The 16,029-nt window shown below is 64.6% G+C and carries 17 protein-coding genes; 7 read left to right on the top strand and 10 right to left on the bottom strand.

Going from position 1 to position 16,029, the window contains the following annotated elements:
- Positions 1-72: 72 nt before the first annotated feature.
- The 6 genes from GRI55_RS00185 to GRI55_RS00160 all read right to left on the bottom strand — a co-directional run bounded on the left by GRI55_RS00185 (position 73) and on the right by GRI55_RS00160 (position 8,430).
- Positions 73-3,477 carry an autotransporter domain-containing protein gene (locus GRI55_RS00185; protein ID WP_050600762.1) on the bottom strand — a complete coding sequence of 1,135 codons (3,405 nt, stop codon included), beginning with the start codon at positions 3,475-3,477 and terminating at the stop codon, positions 73-75.
- A gap of 233 nt (positions 3,478-3,710) precedes the next feature.
- Entirely contained in the window at positions 3,711-5,120 is a 1,410-nt protein-coding gene (gene glnA, locus GRI55_RS00180) for a type I glutamate--ammonia ligase (RefSeq protein ID WP_050600761.1), read from the bottom strand.
- A 58-nt stretch (positions 5,121-5,178) separates the two neighbouring features.
- Positions 5,179-5,517 carry a P-II family nitrogen regulator gene (locus GRI55_RS00175; protein ID WP_050600760.1) on the bottom strand — a complete coding sequence of 113 codons (339 nt, stop codon included), beginning with the start codon at positions 5,515-5,517 and terminating at the stop codon, positions 5,179-5,181.
- Between the two features lie 168 nt (positions 5,518-5,685).
- Positions 5,686-6,621 (bottom strand): N-acetyl-gamma-glutamyl-phosphate reductase, encoded by a 936-nt coding sequence (gene argC, locus GRI55_RS00170; RefSeq protein WP_160765808.1) that lies wholly within the window; start codon positions 6,619-6,621, stop codon positions 5,686-5,688.
- A complete protein-coding gene (locus GRI55_RS00165) occupies positions 6,614-6,967 on the bottom strand; it encodes an SH3 domain-containing protein (protein WP_160765807.1) in 354 nt (117 codons plus the stop codon). The genes argC and GRI55_RS00165 overlap by 8 nt, the downstream gene beginning before the upstream one ends.
- A 74-nt stretch (positions 6,968-7,041) precedes the next feature.
- The gene (locus GRI55_RS00160; RefSeq protein WP_160765806.1) at positions 7,042-8,430 is read right to left on the bottom strand and encodes a leucyl aminopeptidase family protein; all 1,389 of its coding nucleotides are present in this window, start codon (positions 8,428-8,430) and stop codon (positions 7,042-7,044) included.
- Between the two features lie 47 nt (positions 8,431-8,477).
- On the opposite strand from GRI55_RS00160, the gene GRI55_RS00155 reads away from it, so the two are divergent.
- Both GRI55_RS00155 and map read left to right on the top strand, forming a co-directional pair.
- Positions 8,478-9,293: a PdaC/SigV domain-containing protein gene (locus tag GRI55_RS00155; RefSeq protein ID WP_160765805.1), complete on the top strand. Its 816-nt coding sequence runs from the start codon at positions 8,478-8,480 to the stop codon at positions 9,291-9,293.
- Between the two features lie 40 nt (positions 9,294-9,333).
- Complete coding sequence (gene map / locus GRI55_RS00150; RefSeq protein ID WP_063512227.1) at positions 9,334-10,161, top strand: type I methionyl aminopeptidase; 828 nt, start codon at positions 9,334-9,336, stop codon at positions 10,159-10,161.
- Here map and GRI55_RS00145 read toward each other — a convergent pair.
- Both GRI55_RS00145 and ccmA read right to left on the bottom strand, forming a co-directional pair.
- On the bottom strand, positions 10,158-10,811 hold the full coding sequence (locus GRI55_RS00145) for a heme exporter protein CcmB (protein ID WP_160765804.1): 654 nt from the start codon (positions 10,809-10,811) through the stop codon (positions 10,158-10,160). The two genes, map and GRI55_RS00145, sit on opposite strands and share 4 nt — an antisense overlap.
- Positions 10,808-11,389 carry a heme ABC exporter ATP-binding protein CcmA gene (ccmA, locus tag GRI55_RS00140; RefSeq protein WP_160765803.1) on the bottom strand — a complete coding sequence of 194 codons (582 nt, stop codon included), beginning with the start codon at positions 11,387-11,389 and terminating at the stop codon, positions 10,808-10,810. Before ccmA ends, GRI55_RS00145 begins: the two co-directional genes overlap by 4 nt.
- Positions 11,390-11,447: 58 nt before the next feature.
- Between ccmA and GRI55_RS00135 the strand changes: the two genes are divergently transcribed.
- Complete coding sequence (locus GRI55_RS00135; RefSeq protein ID WP_050600752.1) at positions 11,448-11,741, top strand: 4a-hydroxytetrahydrobiopterin dehydratase; 294 nt, start codon at positions 11,448-11,450, stop codon at positions 11,739-11,741.
- A gap of 38 nt (positions 11,742-11,779) precedes the next feature.
- On the opposite strand, the gene GRI55_RS00130 is transcribed toward GRI55_RS00135, so the two are convergent.
- Together GRI55_RS00130 and GRI55_RS00125 are read right to left on the bottom strand one after the other, a co-directional pair.
- Positions 11,780-12,586, bottom strand: a complete 807-nt coding sequence (locus tag GRI55_RS00130) for an SDR family oxidoreductase (protein WP_160765802.1) — start codon at positions 12,584-12,586, stop codon at positions 11,780-11,782.
- A 22-nt stretch (positions 12,587-12,608) separates the two neighbouring features.
- Positions 12,609-13,226, bottom strand: coding sequence for a DNA-3-methyladenine glycosylase family protein (locus GRI55_RS00125; protein WP_160765801.1), 618 nt, complete (start codon positions 13,224-13,226; stop codon positions 12,609-12,611).
- 90 nt (positions 13,227-13,316) lie between these two features.
- On the opposite strand from GRI55_RS00125, the gene GRI55_RS00120 reads away from it, so the two are divergent.
- From GRI55_RS00120 to GRI55_RS00105, 4 genes are read left to right on the top strand one after another with little or no spacing between them, the layout of a single operon-like run.
- On the top strand, positions 13,317-13,634 hold the full coding sequence (locus GRI55_RS00120; RefSeq protein WP_160765800.1) for a 2Fe-2S iron-sulfur cluster-binding protein: 318 nt from the start codon (positions 13,317-13,319) through the stop codon (positions 13,632-13,634).
- A gap of 42 nt (positions 13,635-13,676) precedes the next feature.
- Entirely contained in the window at positions 13,677-14,693 is a 1,017-nt protein-coding gene (locus tag GRI55_RS00115; protein WP_160765799.1) for a cysteine synthase A, read from the top strand.
- A gap of 30 nt (positions 14,694-14,723) precedes the next feature.
- Positions 14,724-15,086 (top strand): hypothetical protein, encoded by a 363-nt coding sequence (locus GRI55_RS00110; protein ID WP_156488941.1) that lies wholly within the window; start codon positions 14,724-14,726, stop codon positions 15,084-15,086.
- Positions 15,064-15,828: a Gldg family protein gene (locus GRI55_RS00105; RefSeq protein WP_160765798.1), complete on the top strand. Its 765-nt coding sequence runs from the start codon at positions 15,064-15,066 to the stop codon at positions 15,826-15,828. Before GRI55_RS00110 ends, GRI55_RS00105 begins: the two co-directional genes overlap by 23 nt.
- The last annotated feature ends 201 nt before the right edge of the window (positions 15,829-16,029 follow it).

Genomic DNA, 16,029 nt, shown 5'->3' with positions numbered 1-16,029 from the left:
CGCATCGAAAAGGCCGCCCGGTTGCCCGGACGGCCCTTTCTTGCCGAACCCTAAGGTCCGGTACGGATTGGCTCAGAACTTGAACGTTGCCGAAGCGCGATAGGTCTGCGCGTTGGCATTGTCGCGGGCGATCGTCGTGTCCACACCGATACCGAACTGCGCGGGACCGCTGTTGAACTTGGCGGAAATGCCCGCTTCGGCCCAGAACTTGTCCTGGCTGTTTACCGGGAAAAGCACCCCGGGGCCGGTGCCGTTGGCGAACTGTGCCGAAACGGCGAACGGTCCGTCTTCGTATTCATGCACGAAGTCGACATTGGCATCGAGCTGGAGACCGGTGGTGACCTTCTGGTAGTCGAAACCGATCCGGCCCTGGAGGCTTTCGAAGTCCTCGCGGTCGATGCGCAGTGCAAGCGGGCCGCCGGTTTCCTCGATCACGTCGAGCGAATGGTCGACATAGCGCACTTCGATACCGGGCGAGATCGTGCCGAACGCGCCCTCGATGTCGTAGGAAATCCCCAGCGCCGCGCCGAGGCCGCCATCGCCGCTGTCGCTGGTAAGCGTCTGCGTACCGCCGCCGAAGGCGATGGTGCGCGTCGTGTCCAGATCGACATCGGTAACCGTCAGCTGGCCATCGACCACGAAGCCGTCGACGGTCTTCACGCTGCCGTAGAGCGACAGGGCGAGGGTCGTCGACTCGGTCTCATTACCAAGCGAAACTTCGGAATCGAGATCGGAATACTGCGCCGAGATGCCGATCATCGAGTTCTCGCCGGGGAAGTACTCGATACCGCCGCCGAAGAAATAGCCATCGACGTCGGTGTCACCTCCGGTTCCGGGCATGGCCGCGCCGCTGCCCTGCATCAGGCCACCCGCGAGATAGATGGCGACATCTTCGCGAAGCCCGCTTTCACGCACACGCGTCGGTTCGTCGGCCTGGTCGAGACCCATAGCCACTGCCGAGATCGGCTGACTTCCCCGCGAGACGCTGAGCCCGGCCGTACGGATCGGGTTGCCCAGCGTCGCGATGGTGCCGCCCGAACTCGCCAGCGTCGATTCCCGCAGCCGAGAAGCGTTGAACGACTGGACCTGGTTGTAGGACTGCGCGACCATTTGCAGCGCGGCCGTCTCAGTCGTCGGTGCCCAGCTTTCGAAGGCGCTCTGGATCGCCGACTGGTCGGCGAAATCGAGCACGTTGTACAGCGCTGCCAGAGCCGCATTGCCGCGGTTCTGATCGAGCAGCTGCGCATAGCCGCGCTGGACGGCATCGTTCCGATCGACCACCGACCCATAGCTGCGAGCCAGGATTTCCATCAGCACCGCAGTGTCGGTGTAGGTGAAGTTCTGGTACAGGATCGCGGAAAGATCACCGGCGTTGAAGGTGCCCGTCAGTCCGCCATCGGCGGTCAGGATGGTGAACTCCTGCCCCAGGCCGACACCCGGTTCCAGGACACCTGCACCCACGGCCACGACGCCGCCAAGCGACGCTTCGCCGGTGATTGCAAGCAGGTCGGACGTGTTGTCCGGCCCAACATCGATCATCAGGGTCGAGCCCGACGAAAGTACGGCCGAACCATCGATGGTCAGCGTATCGATCCCGCCGACCGTGCCGGGCGAGATGGCTCCCATGACATTGGTGACGAACGGCGCGGTAACCGTTCCGCCGCCCTGCAGGGCGCCGCCGAAGATGGTGTAGTCACCGACCGAGTTCAGTGCGCCATCGACAGTGATGGTGCCGCCAAACTGGCTGATGTCGATCAGTGCAGTCAGGCTGCCGTCCGCGGTGATGTTCAGGCCGGCAGAACTGCGGACCGTCAGACGGTCGATCGTCACATCGCTGCTCAGCGTGGTCGTGCCGGCATTAGCCAGCGTCACATCGAAATAGCGCGGGTCGACATTGACGTCGGCGTCGCTGCTGACCACCGGATCGATGTTGTCGGGTACGAAGCCGGTCGCACCTGGCAGGCCGTTGTCCAGCGTCGGGTCGGGAAGCGCGGCGTCCGAGAATTCGGGCGTGCCGCCGTCGCTCGCGTGGGGGGCGTTTTCGGCGAACTCGGGGCCCTGGTTCTGCGCCTCGTTGGCATTGATCAGGCCGCCGCGGCCGACCGCCGAAGCATCGACGGCATCGGGATTGGCACCCTTTGCGCCACCACCACCGAGTGCATCGAGCATGTCGGCATCGGCTTGGCCGATGCCCGACGAGATGGAACCATCGGAGTTGCGGACCGGGGGCGTATCTTCACCGGTCGCCAGATCCTGGCAGCCTTCACCCGGACCGTCGCCTTGCGGGTCGAAGCAGACTTCGCCCCACTCGGGCGAGTCGCCGGTGATGCCAGCCCCAGGCGAGGTAGGCAGGCCGTTAACGACCTCGCCATCTTCGTTGATGACGCGATAGACGGGATCCAGCGTGGTTTCCCAGTGCGAGGCGTCTTCCCAGTTGCCGTCGCCATCCTTCGCCGTGACGTAGCGGTAGGGATTGGTGGCAACGATGTAATCCCAAAACAGATACAGCGGCTGGTAAAAGCTCTCGGTGCCATAGCTGGAGAAGACCTGCGGTCCGAAGAAACGCGAACCACCAGAAAGAACACCGATGACGAGGTCTTCGTCGCTCAGCGTATTGTTGGCCGCGTCGAGAATCAGCGGACCACCCGAATCGCCGCCAGCGGTGGTGCCTTCGCGCTCGCGCGCTTCATCCTTGTAAAGGTTGAAATCGAACGGATTGGTCTTGTTCGGATCGTCAAAGTCGAGACGATAGAGGTTCTGCGGCAGGTCGGCAGGACCGCCAAACAGGAACGTGTTGCGTGAATCGAATGAGGTGAGCGCACCGATCATGTTCTCGGCCGACTTGCGTCGCCAATCGATCCCCAGGTTCGAACCGGTGGAACCCGAGCCGGTCGCGCCGTAGCCGGTGATGTTCACGTGATACCCGGTCCCGTCCGCATCGTCGATTGCCTCGGGCGTCGGCAGCGGCGAGAACAGCAGCGACCAGGTCGGCAGGTTCGCGGCTGGATCGGACAGGCTGGCGACGGCAATATCAGCCTCGAGGAAGCCGACTGCTTCGGGGCGCTGCAGCGACCGCGCATCGTAGTAGATGCGATTGACGTCGAAGACCGCAAGGTCGGGATTGCTGGCGAAGCCATTGCCAATCCAGTCGCGGAAGCCGGGGAGGGCATCGACATTAAAGGAGAAAGCCGAGCGAACCGTCGTGTCGTAATCGGTTTCCGGACGATCGTTCACGCAGTGAGCAGCGAACAGCACGGTACGCGGATTGATAAGCGTCCCGGTGCAAACGAAGCCGTCGTTGCGGAAGAACATGCCGACGCCGCTGAACTCTTCGTCGGTATCGACGATGTCGTCGGGAGTATAGTTGTCGTTCGGTACGATGGCGTGAGCGGGGGTGCTCAGCGCGACGGTCGACAAGGCAATGGTGGCGGCGCCGGCCAACAGGCGGCTGCCGTTACGATTGAACGTGGATTTCATGACGAAGGTCCCTCCAGGAATATTTCGCATAGTGGCGCGCCCCAAGTCGCGCATATGGTTACGTTTGACCCCAGTTGGACGAAAAGGAAAGACCGGTAACGTCCTCGGTTGAACCATTTTGTATGCCTGTGTTGCGCGAAGGACCCACCTTTTGATTGCGCATGAAGAAAGGGCGGCCGGATCGCTCCGGCCGCCCCTCTTCTATCCATTTGCTATCTAACGCCGATTAGGCGTCAGGCACTGTAGTACATGTCGAATTCTGCGGGGCAGGGCGTCGTTTCCACGCGCAGGACTTCGTCCCACTTCAATTCGCAATACGCGTCGATCTGGTCCTTGGTGAAGACATCGCCCTTGAGCAGGAATTCATGGTCCGCCTCGAGCGCTTCGAGCGCTTCGCGCAGGCTGCCGCAGACCGTGGGCACGTCCGCCAGTTCGGCGGGCGGCAGATCGTAGAGGTTCTTGTCCATGGCTTCGCCCGGATGGATCTTGTTCTGGATCCCGTCGAGTCCGGCCATGAGCAGTGCCGAATAGGCGAGGTAGGGGTTGGCCATCGCATCGGGGAAGCGGAATTCCACGCGCTTGGCCTTGTCGCCCGCACCATAGGGGATGCGGCAGGCGGCCGAACGGTTGCGCGCCGAATAGGCGAGCAGCACGGGCGCCTCGAAGCCCGGTACCAGCCGCTTGTAGCTGTTGGTGGTCGGGTTGGTGAAGGCGTTCAGCGCCTTGGCGTGCTTGATGACACCGCCGATGTAGTACAGGCAGTTTTCGCTGAGGCCACCATACTGGTTGCCCGCGAAGGTCGGCTTGCCGCCGTCCCAGATCGACATGTGCGTGTGCATGCCGGACCCGTTGTCGTCCTTGATCGGCTTGGGCATGAAGGTCGCGGTCTTGCCGTAGATATGGGCGACCTGCTGCACGACATACTTGTAGATCTGCAAATTGTCGGCGGTTTCGACGAGCGTTCCGAAGGTCACCCCCAGCTCGTGCTGAGCGGCGGCGACTTCGTGGTGATGCTTGTCGCAGGGCAGGCCCATCTCGATCATGGTCGAGACCATTTCGCCGCGGATATCGACTGCGCTGTCGACCGGGGCCACGGGGAAATACCCGCCCTTGGCGCGCGGACGGTGCGCCAGATTGCCGCTCTCATATTCCTTGCCGGTGTTGGTCGGCAGCTCGATGTCGTCGATGGCATAGCCCGAACCGGCATAGCCATCCTCGAACCGGACATCGTCGAACATGAAGAATTCGGCTTCCATGCCGACGTAGATCGTGTCGCCCAGGCCGGTGCTCTTGACGAAGGCTTCGGCGCGCTTGGCGGTCGACCGCGGGTCGCGTGCGTACAGCTCGCCGGTCGAAGGTTCGACGATGTCGCAGAAGACGATCATCATCGGTTCGGCGCTGAAGGGGTCGGTATAGACGCGATCGAGGTCGGGCTTCAGGATCATGTCACTTTCGTTGATGACCTTCCAGCCGGCGATCGACGAACCGTCGAACATCAGACCGTCTTCGAGTTCGTCTTCGCCCAGAACGCCCGCGACCATGGTCAGGTGCTGCCATTTGCCCTTGGGGTCGGTGAAGCGCAGATCGACCCATTCGATGCCTTCGTCCTTGATCTGTTTCAGGACGTCGCTTGCACTTGCCATTGGTATTGCCTCCGATTGAACAGGATTGGGTTGATGCGGGACTGGCGCCCCCGTTTTTTCAGATCGCGTCGTCGTCTTTCTCGCCGGTGCGGATGCGCAAGGCACCCTCGATCGACGAGATGAAGATCTTGCCGTCGCCGATCCGGCCCGTCTGGGCGGCGGCGGCGATGGCTTCGACCGTGCGGTCGGCGATGCCGGCGGGCACCACGACTTCGAGTTTTACCTTGGGCAGGAAGTCGACGACATATTCTGCCCCGCGGTAGAGTTCGGTGTGGCCCTTCTGCCGGCCGAAGCCCTTCGCTTCGGTCACGGTGATGCCGGACACGCCGATTTCGTGCAGCGCCTCCTTCACCTCGTCCAGCTTGAACGGCTTGATGATCGCTTCGATCTTTTTCACCTGGTGGTGTCCCCCGAGAATTCTTTGGCCCGTAGCTCACGAGGTTTACGCGCCGCGTCCGCACGTGTTCCAAGAACCGTGCCAAACGTGCGAAACGCGTATTTGCGTGAATCGGGGCGGTGGAAGTGGCTGTCGGTGCCCGAAGCACAGACAGGCGGTGCCTGTTTTTTAGGCAAGTGTCAGGCGCAGCCCTGCCGTTTCGGGCAGGCCGCACATCAGGTTGAGATTCTGCACGGCGGCGCCGCTGGCGCCTTTACCGAGGTTGTCGAGCCGGGCGACGAGCCGCGCGTGCGATCCGTCATCATTGCCGAACACGAACAGTTCGAGCGCGTCCGACGCGGGTGCATCATTGCCGAGCAGGAGTTCCGCGACCGGTGCCTTGTCGTGGACCGTAAAGACGGCCGAGCTTTCGTAAAACCGACTGAGCGAGTCACGCAGGCTGTCGGCGTGCGGATTGTCGGCCATCGCTCCGAGATGCAGCGGGACTTCCACGATCATGCCGCGATAGGTCGACGCGACCGACGGTGCGAACAGTACCGGATGCGCAAGTCCCGCGTGGGCTTTCATTTCGGGCAGGTGCTTGTGCGCCATGCCATAGCCGTAAGCCATGAAGGCGGGTGCCCCGGCGGTTTCGAAACGCTCGATCAGGGCTTTTCCGCCTCCCGAATACCCGCTCACCGCATTGACGGTATAGGGCCAGTCGGCGGGCAGCAGCCCTTCGCGTACCAATGGCGCTACCAGGGCGAGGAAGCCGGTGGGATAGCAGCCCGGATTGCTCACCCGGCGCGCCTCGGAAACGCGTTCGCGTCCGACCAGCTCGGGCAGGCCGTAGCACCAGCCTTCCGCAGTGCGGTGCGCGCTGGAGGCGTCGATAACCCGCGTGGCGCTGGTACTGTCGATCAGCTCGACTGCCTCGCGGGCGGCGTCGTCGGGCAGGCAGAGGATCGCGATATCGGCCTCGTTGAGCGCCTCGCGCCGCGCCGCGCTATCCTTGCGCTTGGCATCGTCGAGCGCCAACAGTTCGAATTCGGACCGGCCGGCAAGCCGTTCGGCGATTTCGAGCCCGGTTGTTCCGGCTGCCCCGTCGATGAAAACCTTATGCATCGATGACCGGTGCGAGCTGCCCGAGCCGGACATAGCCGCTGGGGCCTTCGGGGCCGCAGGTAATCCACGCCCAGTCGCCTGCGCAGTCGAGCAATTCTATTGCCTGTCCGGCGGGCAGGGTCGTGCCGTCTTCGGCATCGTCGCGCATGTTCAGCTTGAGCGTCGCGGGCGACGCCCCGACAGCGCGCGGCTGCGGGATGACATAGTGTGCAGCGAGATAGGATTGCGCCAGCGCGATATGCGCCAGATCGCCGCGCAGGGGCAGCGTGCCCGGCGCAGGCTTGTCGACCGGGCCGTTCAATCCGACGACGCCTTCAGGAAGGGAATAACGGTCTGGGGCAGTCACGCTGTGTGCTAATTCCGGTTGTGAACGTTGCGGGCGCTTAGCCGCGCCCGCGCTTTCCCGCAAGCGGGCGGCCTTCAGCCTCCCCCGAAACGGGCCTGCAGCATGTGCCACGCGGCGCGCAATCCGTAGGCTTCGCCGCCCTTGGGCCGGCCCGGTTTAGCCTGCGGGCGCCAGGCGAATGTGTCGAAATGCGCCCAGTCGATCCCTTCGCCGACGAACTTGTCGAGGAACAGCCCCGCCACGCTGGCACCCGCAAAGGCATTGCCATGCGCGTTGTTGGTGTCGGCAATGTCCGAGGTGAGCCATTCGCGATAGACATCGGGCAAGGGTAGGCGCCAGGGTTCGTCGTCATGCGCCTTGCCGGCTGCGATCAGCGCTGCGGCGGTTTCGTCGCGGCGCGTCATCAGCGCCGGGTATTCGGGGCCGAGCGCCACCCGGGCTGCGCCGGTCAGCGTGGCGAAATCGAGCATCAACTCGGGGTTCTCTTCGCTGGCCCGCTGCAAGGCGTCGCCGAGGATCAGCCGGCCTTCGGCATCGGTGTTGCCGATTTCGACCGTCAGTCCCTTGCGGGTTTGCAGCACGTCGCCGGGGCGGAAGCTGTTGGAACTGATCGCGTTTTCCACTGCAGGTACCAGCAGGTGCAGACGCACGGGCAGATGTGCGGCCATCACCAGTCCGGCCAGCGCGATCGCATGTGCGGCGCCGCCCATGTCCTTCTTCATCAACAGCATGCCGCTGCTGCTTTTGACATCGAGCCCCCCGCTGTCGAAGCATACACCCTTGCCGACGATCGCGAGAACGGGGTCGCTTTCCTTGCCCCAGGTCAGGTGCATGATCCGCGGCGCATGGTGGCGCGCGGCGGCGCGGCCCACCGCATGCACCATGGGATATTCCTGTTCCAGCGTATCGCCCCTGGTTACCTCCAGCCTAGCCGCATGGGTCTTGGCCAGCGCTTCGCATTGCTCTTCGAGCGCGGCCGGGCCCATGTCCTCGGCGGGCGTGTTGACCAGATCGCGGATCAGGCACACCGCCTGCGCCTCGGCCAGCGCGCCGTCGATGGCCTTGACGTCCTTGGTAAGCAGCACCCGCGGACCGACGGGGCGTTCGGGTTTCTTGTAGCGATCGAACACATATTGGCCGGTCTGCCAGCCATGCAGCGCTGGGCCGGGTTCGCCCCCGGCACGGCGATAGGTTCCTTCGGGAAGGCTTTCGGCCAGTTTCGCCATGCACCAGCTCGACAACTCGTCCGGATTGGCAACGCCGCCGACTGCGAACCAGCCATCGCCGTCGGGGACGATGCCGACCTGATAGCCGCCACCGTCGAATTTCTGCGCATCCAGCGCCGCGCGCTGGCTGGCGGACAGGGACTTCTTCCATTCGGGGAAACCATCGCGATTGACGAGGTGGACGGAAATAGCGTCCTGGCCCCGGTCGGGCTGGATTAGCGGTTGCTTGTCGGCCATATTGTTGGTGCCCCAGATCAATTCGTTCTTCGCATAAGGAAACCGCGATGCGTGCGCCCCTGTTCCTGATTTCGTTCGCGCTGTCGAGTGCGGCCTGTTCCGGGACCGCCGACGATTCCGGACAGAGCGCGGCGAGCCAGGACGAAAGCGGGGCTGCCGCCGAGGGTGCGGGCGGCGCTGCAGTGCCAGCCGAGGATTACGCGGAGGAAGAGGAAACCGAGCGTTATGTTTTCGAGTATTCCTGGCCGGCCGCGGTTGCTGCCGAGGCAGGACTGGTCGAGGTGCTCGGGGACAGGGCACAGGGCATGAAGGCCGAAGTCGCCGCGCGCGCCGACGAGGATTGGGAGGCGGCAGGCGAGGGCGACTGGACGCCGCGCCAGCACAGCCTGTCCGAGGAGTGGAAAGTGGTCGCCGACCTGCCGCGCTATCTCAGCCTGTCGGGCCATCTGGCCACCTATTCGGGCGGCGCCCATGGCATGTACGGCATGCGTTCGCTGGTGTGGGACCGCGAAGCGAAGCAGGCGATGAAAGGCATTGTGCTGTTCAATTCGCCCGTTGCGCTGGAGCAGGGTCTCGGCCAGCGAATGTGCGATACGCTCAACGCCGAGCGGGCGAAGCGCCGCGGCAGCCCTGTCGAACCCGGCAGCGGCGACACGTTCGACGATTGCCCGGGGCTGGACGAAGCCAGCGTGTTGTTGGGATCGTCCAACGGCAAGACGTTCGACCGGTTGAGTGTCTATTTCGGTCCCTATGTCGCGGGCCCCTATGCCGAAGGCGATTACGAGCTCGATTTCCCCGTCACCGCCTCGGTGCTCGACGCGGTCAAGCCGCATTACGCCGACGCCTTCAGCGTAAAGCGCTAGTCCTCTCGCAATTCCGGCCACAACCGCCTATGTGGGCCGCATGACCGAATATCAGGTAATCGAGGCGGATGAGACCGTCTATCGCGACGGCACGATCAAGCTGCACGGCGAAGCCGGCTTCGAAGGTATGCGCAAGGCCGGGCGGCTGGCCGCGGAAATCCTCGACGAGCTGACCGACTTCGTCCAGCCGGGTGTTACCACCGGTGCGATCGACGACAAGGCGCGCACCATGATGCTCGATGCGGGCGCAGTCCCGGCAACCATGGGCTATCGCGGCTATACGCACAGCTGCTGCACCTCGATCAACCATGTCATCTGCCACGGCATTCCCTCGGACAAGGCGCTGAAGGAAGGCGACATCGTCAATATCGACGTGACCCCGCTGCTCGACGGCTGGCACGGCGATACCAGCCGCATGTTCTTTGCCGGTGAACCGTCGATCAAGGCGCGGCGGCTGGTCGATGTGACCTATGAATGCCTGATGCTCGGCATCGAAGCGGCAGGACGGCCCGGCGCGCGGCTGGGCGATATCGGCGCGGCGATCGAGGCGCATGCCCGCCAGTATCGCTACGGCGTGGTGCAGGAATTCTGCGGACACGGCCTGGGCCGGCTGTTCCACGACGCGCCCGAGGTGATCCACGCGGCGCGTGCCGGAACCGGTCCGGAAATGAAGCCGGGCATGTTCTTCACCATCGAACCGATGATCAATGGCGGCCGCCCGCATGCCAAGATCCTGCGCGATGGCTGGACGGCGGTCACGCGCGACAAGTCGCTTTCGGCGCAGTTCGAACACTCGATCGGGATCACCGAAGACGGGGTCGAAATCTTCACCGAGAGCCCCAAGGGCCTGCACAAGCCGCCGTATTAGGCCTCGCGCGCTGCGCGCAGCGCGGCGCCAGCGATGAAGGGCGTAACCGCGCACAGGCCGAGGCTGATCGCCGCGGTGAGCAACAGCGCCGCAGGGTCGGGACGGCCGAGCGCGCCGGCCCCGAAAATCAGGATCGGCACTGCCAGTGGGATCACCATCAGCCCGGCAAGCGCCGCGCCGCCGCGCAGGCTGGCGGTGAGCGCCGCCACCGCGAGGCCCACGGCGGCGAGCCCTGGCGTACCAGCGAGCAGGCCTAGCAGGACGGTCCGGGTGGTGTCCGCGTCCAAGCCGAGCAATGCGGCGGCGGGCAATGTCGCCAGCAGCAGCAGCGGGGCGAAGGCCAGCCAGTGCGCCAGCAGGCGCGAGGCCATAGCCCATTCCTCGCTGATCCCGCGCAAGTGCAATTGGTCGAACACCCCCGCTTCGAGATCGCCCGCCACCAGCTTTTCGAGCGGGAGGATCGCGGCCAGCAGCGCCGCGACCCAGATGACACCGCCGCCGGTCCGTGCAAGCAGCTGGGCGTCGGGGCCGACCGCGAAGGGATAAAGCATCGCCACGGCGAGGAAGAACAGCAGCGGCAGGATGCCCCCGCCGTCGCGGCCGCCCGGCACCAGCAATCCGAGGTCGCGTCTGAGCAGCGCCGCTATCATGCCGCATACTCGGCGAGATCGATGATCGCGGGCGCAGGCAGCGCAATCGGCTGGTGCGACGCGGCAATAGCTACGCCGCCAGCCGCGCAATGCCGGGCGATAAGCGTTTCGAAGGCCGTCTGCGCCTGACTGTCGAGCCCGTTGAGGGGTTCGTCGAGCAACCAGATCGGGCAATCACGATTGAGCAGCCGTGCCAGCGCCGCACGTTTCTTCTGGCCGGTCGAAAGATAGCGCACCGGGACATCCATCAGCGGTTCGAGCTGCAACAGTTCGAGCGCGCGGCCAGGATCGCGGCATCCGTCGATCCGTTCCCAGAATGCGAGTGCCTGGCCCAGCGCGAGATTGGTGTCGAGTGCCAGGCGTTCGTCGACCAGACCCGCAGCGCCGGTCCGTTCGACCGCTCCTGCGAAGGGACGCAGCAGGCCTGCCAGGATACGGATCAGGCTCGATTTTCCCACACCGTTGGCGCCCACCACGTGGATTGCTTCCCCGGCTTCGCATGCGAAGGAGAGGCGCCGGAACAGCAACCGCTCGCCGCGACGGCAGGCGATATCCTTTGCGACGAGGCGAGCTTGCATGGGCGAGGGCGATAGGCAAAAGCCGCGCCAGCGACAAGCCGGAGGAGATTCGCACGCCATGACCGTCGAGCAGCTAAGCGAAGAAGAGCGCAAGACCTGGCTCAGCGCCTTGCCCGAGTGGTCGCTGTGCCGCGACGGGAACGCGATCGAGCGCACGTTCGAATTCGGCGATTTCTCCGCGGCCTTCGCCTTCATGACGCGCGTCGCGCTGATTGCGGAAAAGCGCGATCACCATCCCGAATGGTTCAATGTCTACAACCGGGTGGAAATCACCCTGACCACGCATGACGCCGGCGGTCTGTCGCTGCGCGACGTTAAGATGGCGCGCAAGATCGACGCGCTGTCTGCCTGACATTCCGGGCACGGGCGCAGATATCTGCGCCCGGCGGATTATTTGCCCATCGGCCGGATCGATGAGCGCGTCTGCTTGCGCACCCTGCCGGGAAGCCAGCGTGCGGCAAAGGCCATGGTTTTCGCCGTCTTTCCGACCGTCGTGTGCAGCCGGTCGCCGTGCACGGCCTCCCAGGCCGCCGCGGCCACGTCCGCCACGGGGGTTATCTCGAGCCCGGCATCGGTGACGCGCTGACGAATACCCTCGTTCGCGCCGGCGTGCGGGGTATGGTCGAGCAGCGGCGTTTCGATAAAGCTGGGCATCAGCGAAGCCACCTTGATCCCATCGGCCGACCATTCACCGTCGAGGCTTTCGGTGACCGCCCGCACCCCGAATTTCGTTGCCGAATACACGCTTGCGCCCGGCGTGCCGTAGATCCCGGCAGCGCTTGCGGTGTTGAGCAGGCAGGATCCCGGGGCGGTTTCCTTCAGATGGGGATGGGCCGCCTGAGCGCCGAACAGAACGCCTTTCAGATTGATGTCGAGACAGCGTTCGATTTCCTCGGCGCTGTTCTCGATCAGCGATCCGCCCAGCGGGATGCCGGCATTGTTGAACACCACGTCGATCCGTCCGCCGCTCGCCACCGAGAAGGCCTCGAGCGCCTCGTCCCAGGCAGCACGGTCGCGCACGTCGAAGACATGCGAATAGACGAAGCCGTTGCCGATCAATTCGGCCGTCTCGTGCAGGCCGGACTTGTCGATATCACCGAGCCCGACGAACCACCCGCGTTCGGCGAAATGCAATGCGACCGCGCGTCCGATGCCCGAACCGCCCCCGGTAATGAAGATCGCCTTGCGATCGCCCATGCTCTGTCTCCCTCGGTGCGCGCTAGAGCGCGGCATTGGTGTATGCGTGCCAGGTGAAGATGGCCATTGCGCCGCGATGCGGCCGCCAAGCTTCGCCGATGGTACGGGTTTCCTTTTCGCTCGGCCGCTCTGCCAGTTCGAGCATGCGTCCGACCGCTTCCTGGACCGCCAGGTCGCCGGCCGGCCAGATGTCGCCGCGCCCCTCGGCGAAAAGCAGGTAGATTTCCGCCGACCAGCGCCCGATCCCCTTGATCCGGGTGAGTTCGGCGATGGCTTCCTCGTCGTCGCGCGGAAGGTCGGCAAGGTCCAGTTCGCCGCTGGCCACCAGTTCGCACAGGCTACGCGCATAGCCCTGTTTCTGCCGCGACAGGCCGCAGGCCCGCAGCGTATCGAAATCGCGCGCCAGCAATTCGTGCGCGGGCATGGCTTCGCCCAGTTCTGCTTCGAGCTTGGCCCACACCGCATCCGCCGATGCGACGCTGACCTGCTGGCCGACGATCGTCCGCAGCAGCGTGCGGTAACCGGTGGGGCGCATGCGTTCCTCGGGATAACCGCAACGCTCCAACGCGCCGGCAACCACGGGGTCGGCCGCCGCCACCCGATCGAGGTCAGCGCGCAATTGTGCGTTGGTCAGCCCCATGGCGAGTGCGCTTGCCTTCCCCGTCGCGATTGAATAGCAGCGCGACGCATAGGGTCGACCAGTGGCCCTTTGCAACCGAGGAAACACGCAATGCCGAAACTGACCGTGACCACCCGCGAAGGCGAAACCAGCGAGATCGACGTCGCCGACGGCCTGACCGTGATGGAAGCGATCCGCGACAATGGCTTCGACGAGCTGCTGGCGCTGTGCGGCGGGTGCTGTTCCTGCGCGACCTGCCATGTGCATATCGATCGGGCGTTCACCGACAAGCTCCCCGAAATGAGCGAGGACGAGGACGATCTGCTCGAATCCACCGATCACCGCCAGCCGACCTCGCGCCTGTCGTGCCAGATTCCCTTCACCGCCGAACTCGATGGGCTGAAGGTTACTATCGCGCCTGAAGACTGATGTTGTTTGCAGCGTCGGGTCGGCAAGCCTAATTCGGGTCTCATGACTGCAATCCCCGTACGCGAGCATACGCTCGATCTTATCGGCAACACGCCGCTGGTCCGCCTCGAGGGACCGAGCGCCGAAGCCGGCTGCGACATCTTCGGCAAGTGTGAGTTTGCCAATCCGGGCGCCAGCGTGAAGGACCGCGCGGCGCTCTACATCATACGCGATGCGGAAGAGCGCGGCGAACTCAAGCCCGGCGGTACGGTGGTCGAAGGGACTGCAGGGAATACCGGAATCGGCATCGCGCTGGTGGCCAATGCGTTGGGCTATCGCACGATTATCGTGATGCCCGACAACCAGTCGAAGGAAAAGATGGACACGCTCCGCGCGCTGGGTGCGGAACTGGTCACCGTTCCGCCGACCAAGTATGCCGACTCCAACCATTTCCAGCACGTCTCGCGCCGCATGGCGGAAGAACTCGACGGCGCGGTCTGGGCCGGCCAGTTCGACAACACCGCCAATCGCAAGGCCCATATCGAAACCACCGCCAGGGAACTGTGGGACCAGCTCGAGGGCCGGATCGACGGCTTTACCTGCGCGGCGGGCACCGGCGGCACGATCGCGGGTGTCGGAATGGGGCTGAAGGAACTGGACGAAACCGTCACCATCGCGCTGACCGACCCGCATGGCGCGGCGCTGTACAACTACTTCGCCAGTGGCGAGCTGAAGGCCGAAGGGTCTTCGGTTGCCGAAGGCATCGGGCAGGGGCGCATCACCGGCAATCTTGAAGGCGCGCCGATCGATACGCAGTTCCGCATTTCGGACGAGGAAGGCCTGACATGGGTGGCCCGCCTGCTGCGCGAAGAAGGTCTGTGCCTTGGCCTGTCCTCGGGCATCAATGTCGCCGGGGCGATTGCGTTGGGCAAGCATTTGGTGGCCGAAGGGCGCCAGAATCCGCGCGTTGCCACCATCCTGTGCGACACCGGCTTCCGCTATCTCTCGACGCTTTATAGCGCCGAATGGCTGGCCGCGAAGGGCCTGCCGGTGTTCGATTGGTTGCAAAGCGGCGATTGACTGTTGCCCGGGCGTGCCTAGGTTCGGGGCGTGCACCAATTCTTCGATATGAGCCGCAAGCCGCCAATGGGCGAGTTGCCCGACGTTCCGGGCAAGGATGCCCGGCGTGAACGGTCGATGCAGCGCCTGCAGATCGGCACGACCGGTATCGTCATGATGATCCTGCTGGTGGGCCTCGCCAGCGTCATCCAGAACCGCGCGGCCGAAACCGACGCGACGACCGTACCCGCGGCCGCGTCGACGACCGAACCGACCTCCGCCCCGGCCCGCAACGACCCGCTGGTCGAAGCCGGTGTCGTGCCGGACCTGCCCGCCCAGCCCTCGGCGACGCCCAGCGCATCACCGACACTCGACCCCCCGATGCCCAGCGATGCGCTTCCGCCGGCGAACTAGCCTGTCGGCAGCGCTGGCGCTGCTGGTTGCCGCCTGCTCGGCGGGGCCGGCGGAGGAGACGGCCCCGGCCAAGCCGCGCCTCGGCCTGTTCTCGACACTGCCGATCTATTGGGGCGAAGGCGATGTCGCCGCGCTCATCGATTCCGGGGCGGAGCCGGACTGGGTGCGAGTCGAACTGGAATCGCGCTACGATCTGGTGCCGCTCGACACGCTCGAACCCGACGCACTGGCAGGGATAGACCGGGTGATCCTGGCGCAGCCGCGCGCTCTGGCGCCGTCGGAGAACGTCTCGTTCGACCAGTGGCTGACCGCTGGCGGGGAGGCGCTCATATTCGCCGATCCCATGCTGACCCGCCATTCGGAATACCCCATCGGCGATCGCCGCCGGCCGCAGGACGTGGTGCTGCTCTCGCCGCTGTTCGACCATTGGGGGCTGGAGCTGACTTTCGACGAAACGCAACCGGGCGAGGAGCGGGTGCTGCCAGTCGCTGGCCTGCCCGTACCCGTGCGGCTGCATGGCCGCTTCGTGCGCAACGATAGCGGCGCGGAAGAGCGCACATGCACCACGCATGACGAGGGCTTGGTCGCGCGCTGCGCCGTGGGGCAGGGCACGGCATTGGTGCTGGCCGATGCGGCGCTGCTCGACTGGGACGGCAGCGCACCCGTTCCCGATCGGCGGAAGGACGCGCTGCAGGCGCTGCTCGGCGGGTTCGGCGCGCGGGAATCGCTGCCGCGCGATTGAGCGGGATTTCACGGGAAAACTGCGGGGAAAGACGGGGATGATGCTCATTCTCGCCGGAAATGCGTGCGCTTATAGCGTGTTCGTTAGCGATTTGGTAACGAATTCGAGCCTTCGGGTCGGCGAAAATAGCACGATAAAACAGGTGCTTATCGTCTTATCCCGTAAAATCCCGCAAATTTCCCTTCCATCCCCGCTGCACCC

Source organism: Qipengyuania citrea, from assembly GCF_009828015.1.
Taxonomy (GTDB): Bacteria; Pseudomonadota; Alphaproteobacteria; order Sphingomonadales; family Sphingomonadaceae; genus Qipengyuania; species Qipengyuania citrea.
Note: the sequence above shows the minus strand (reverse complement) of the source record. Positions and strands in the feature narration are given on the sequence as shown.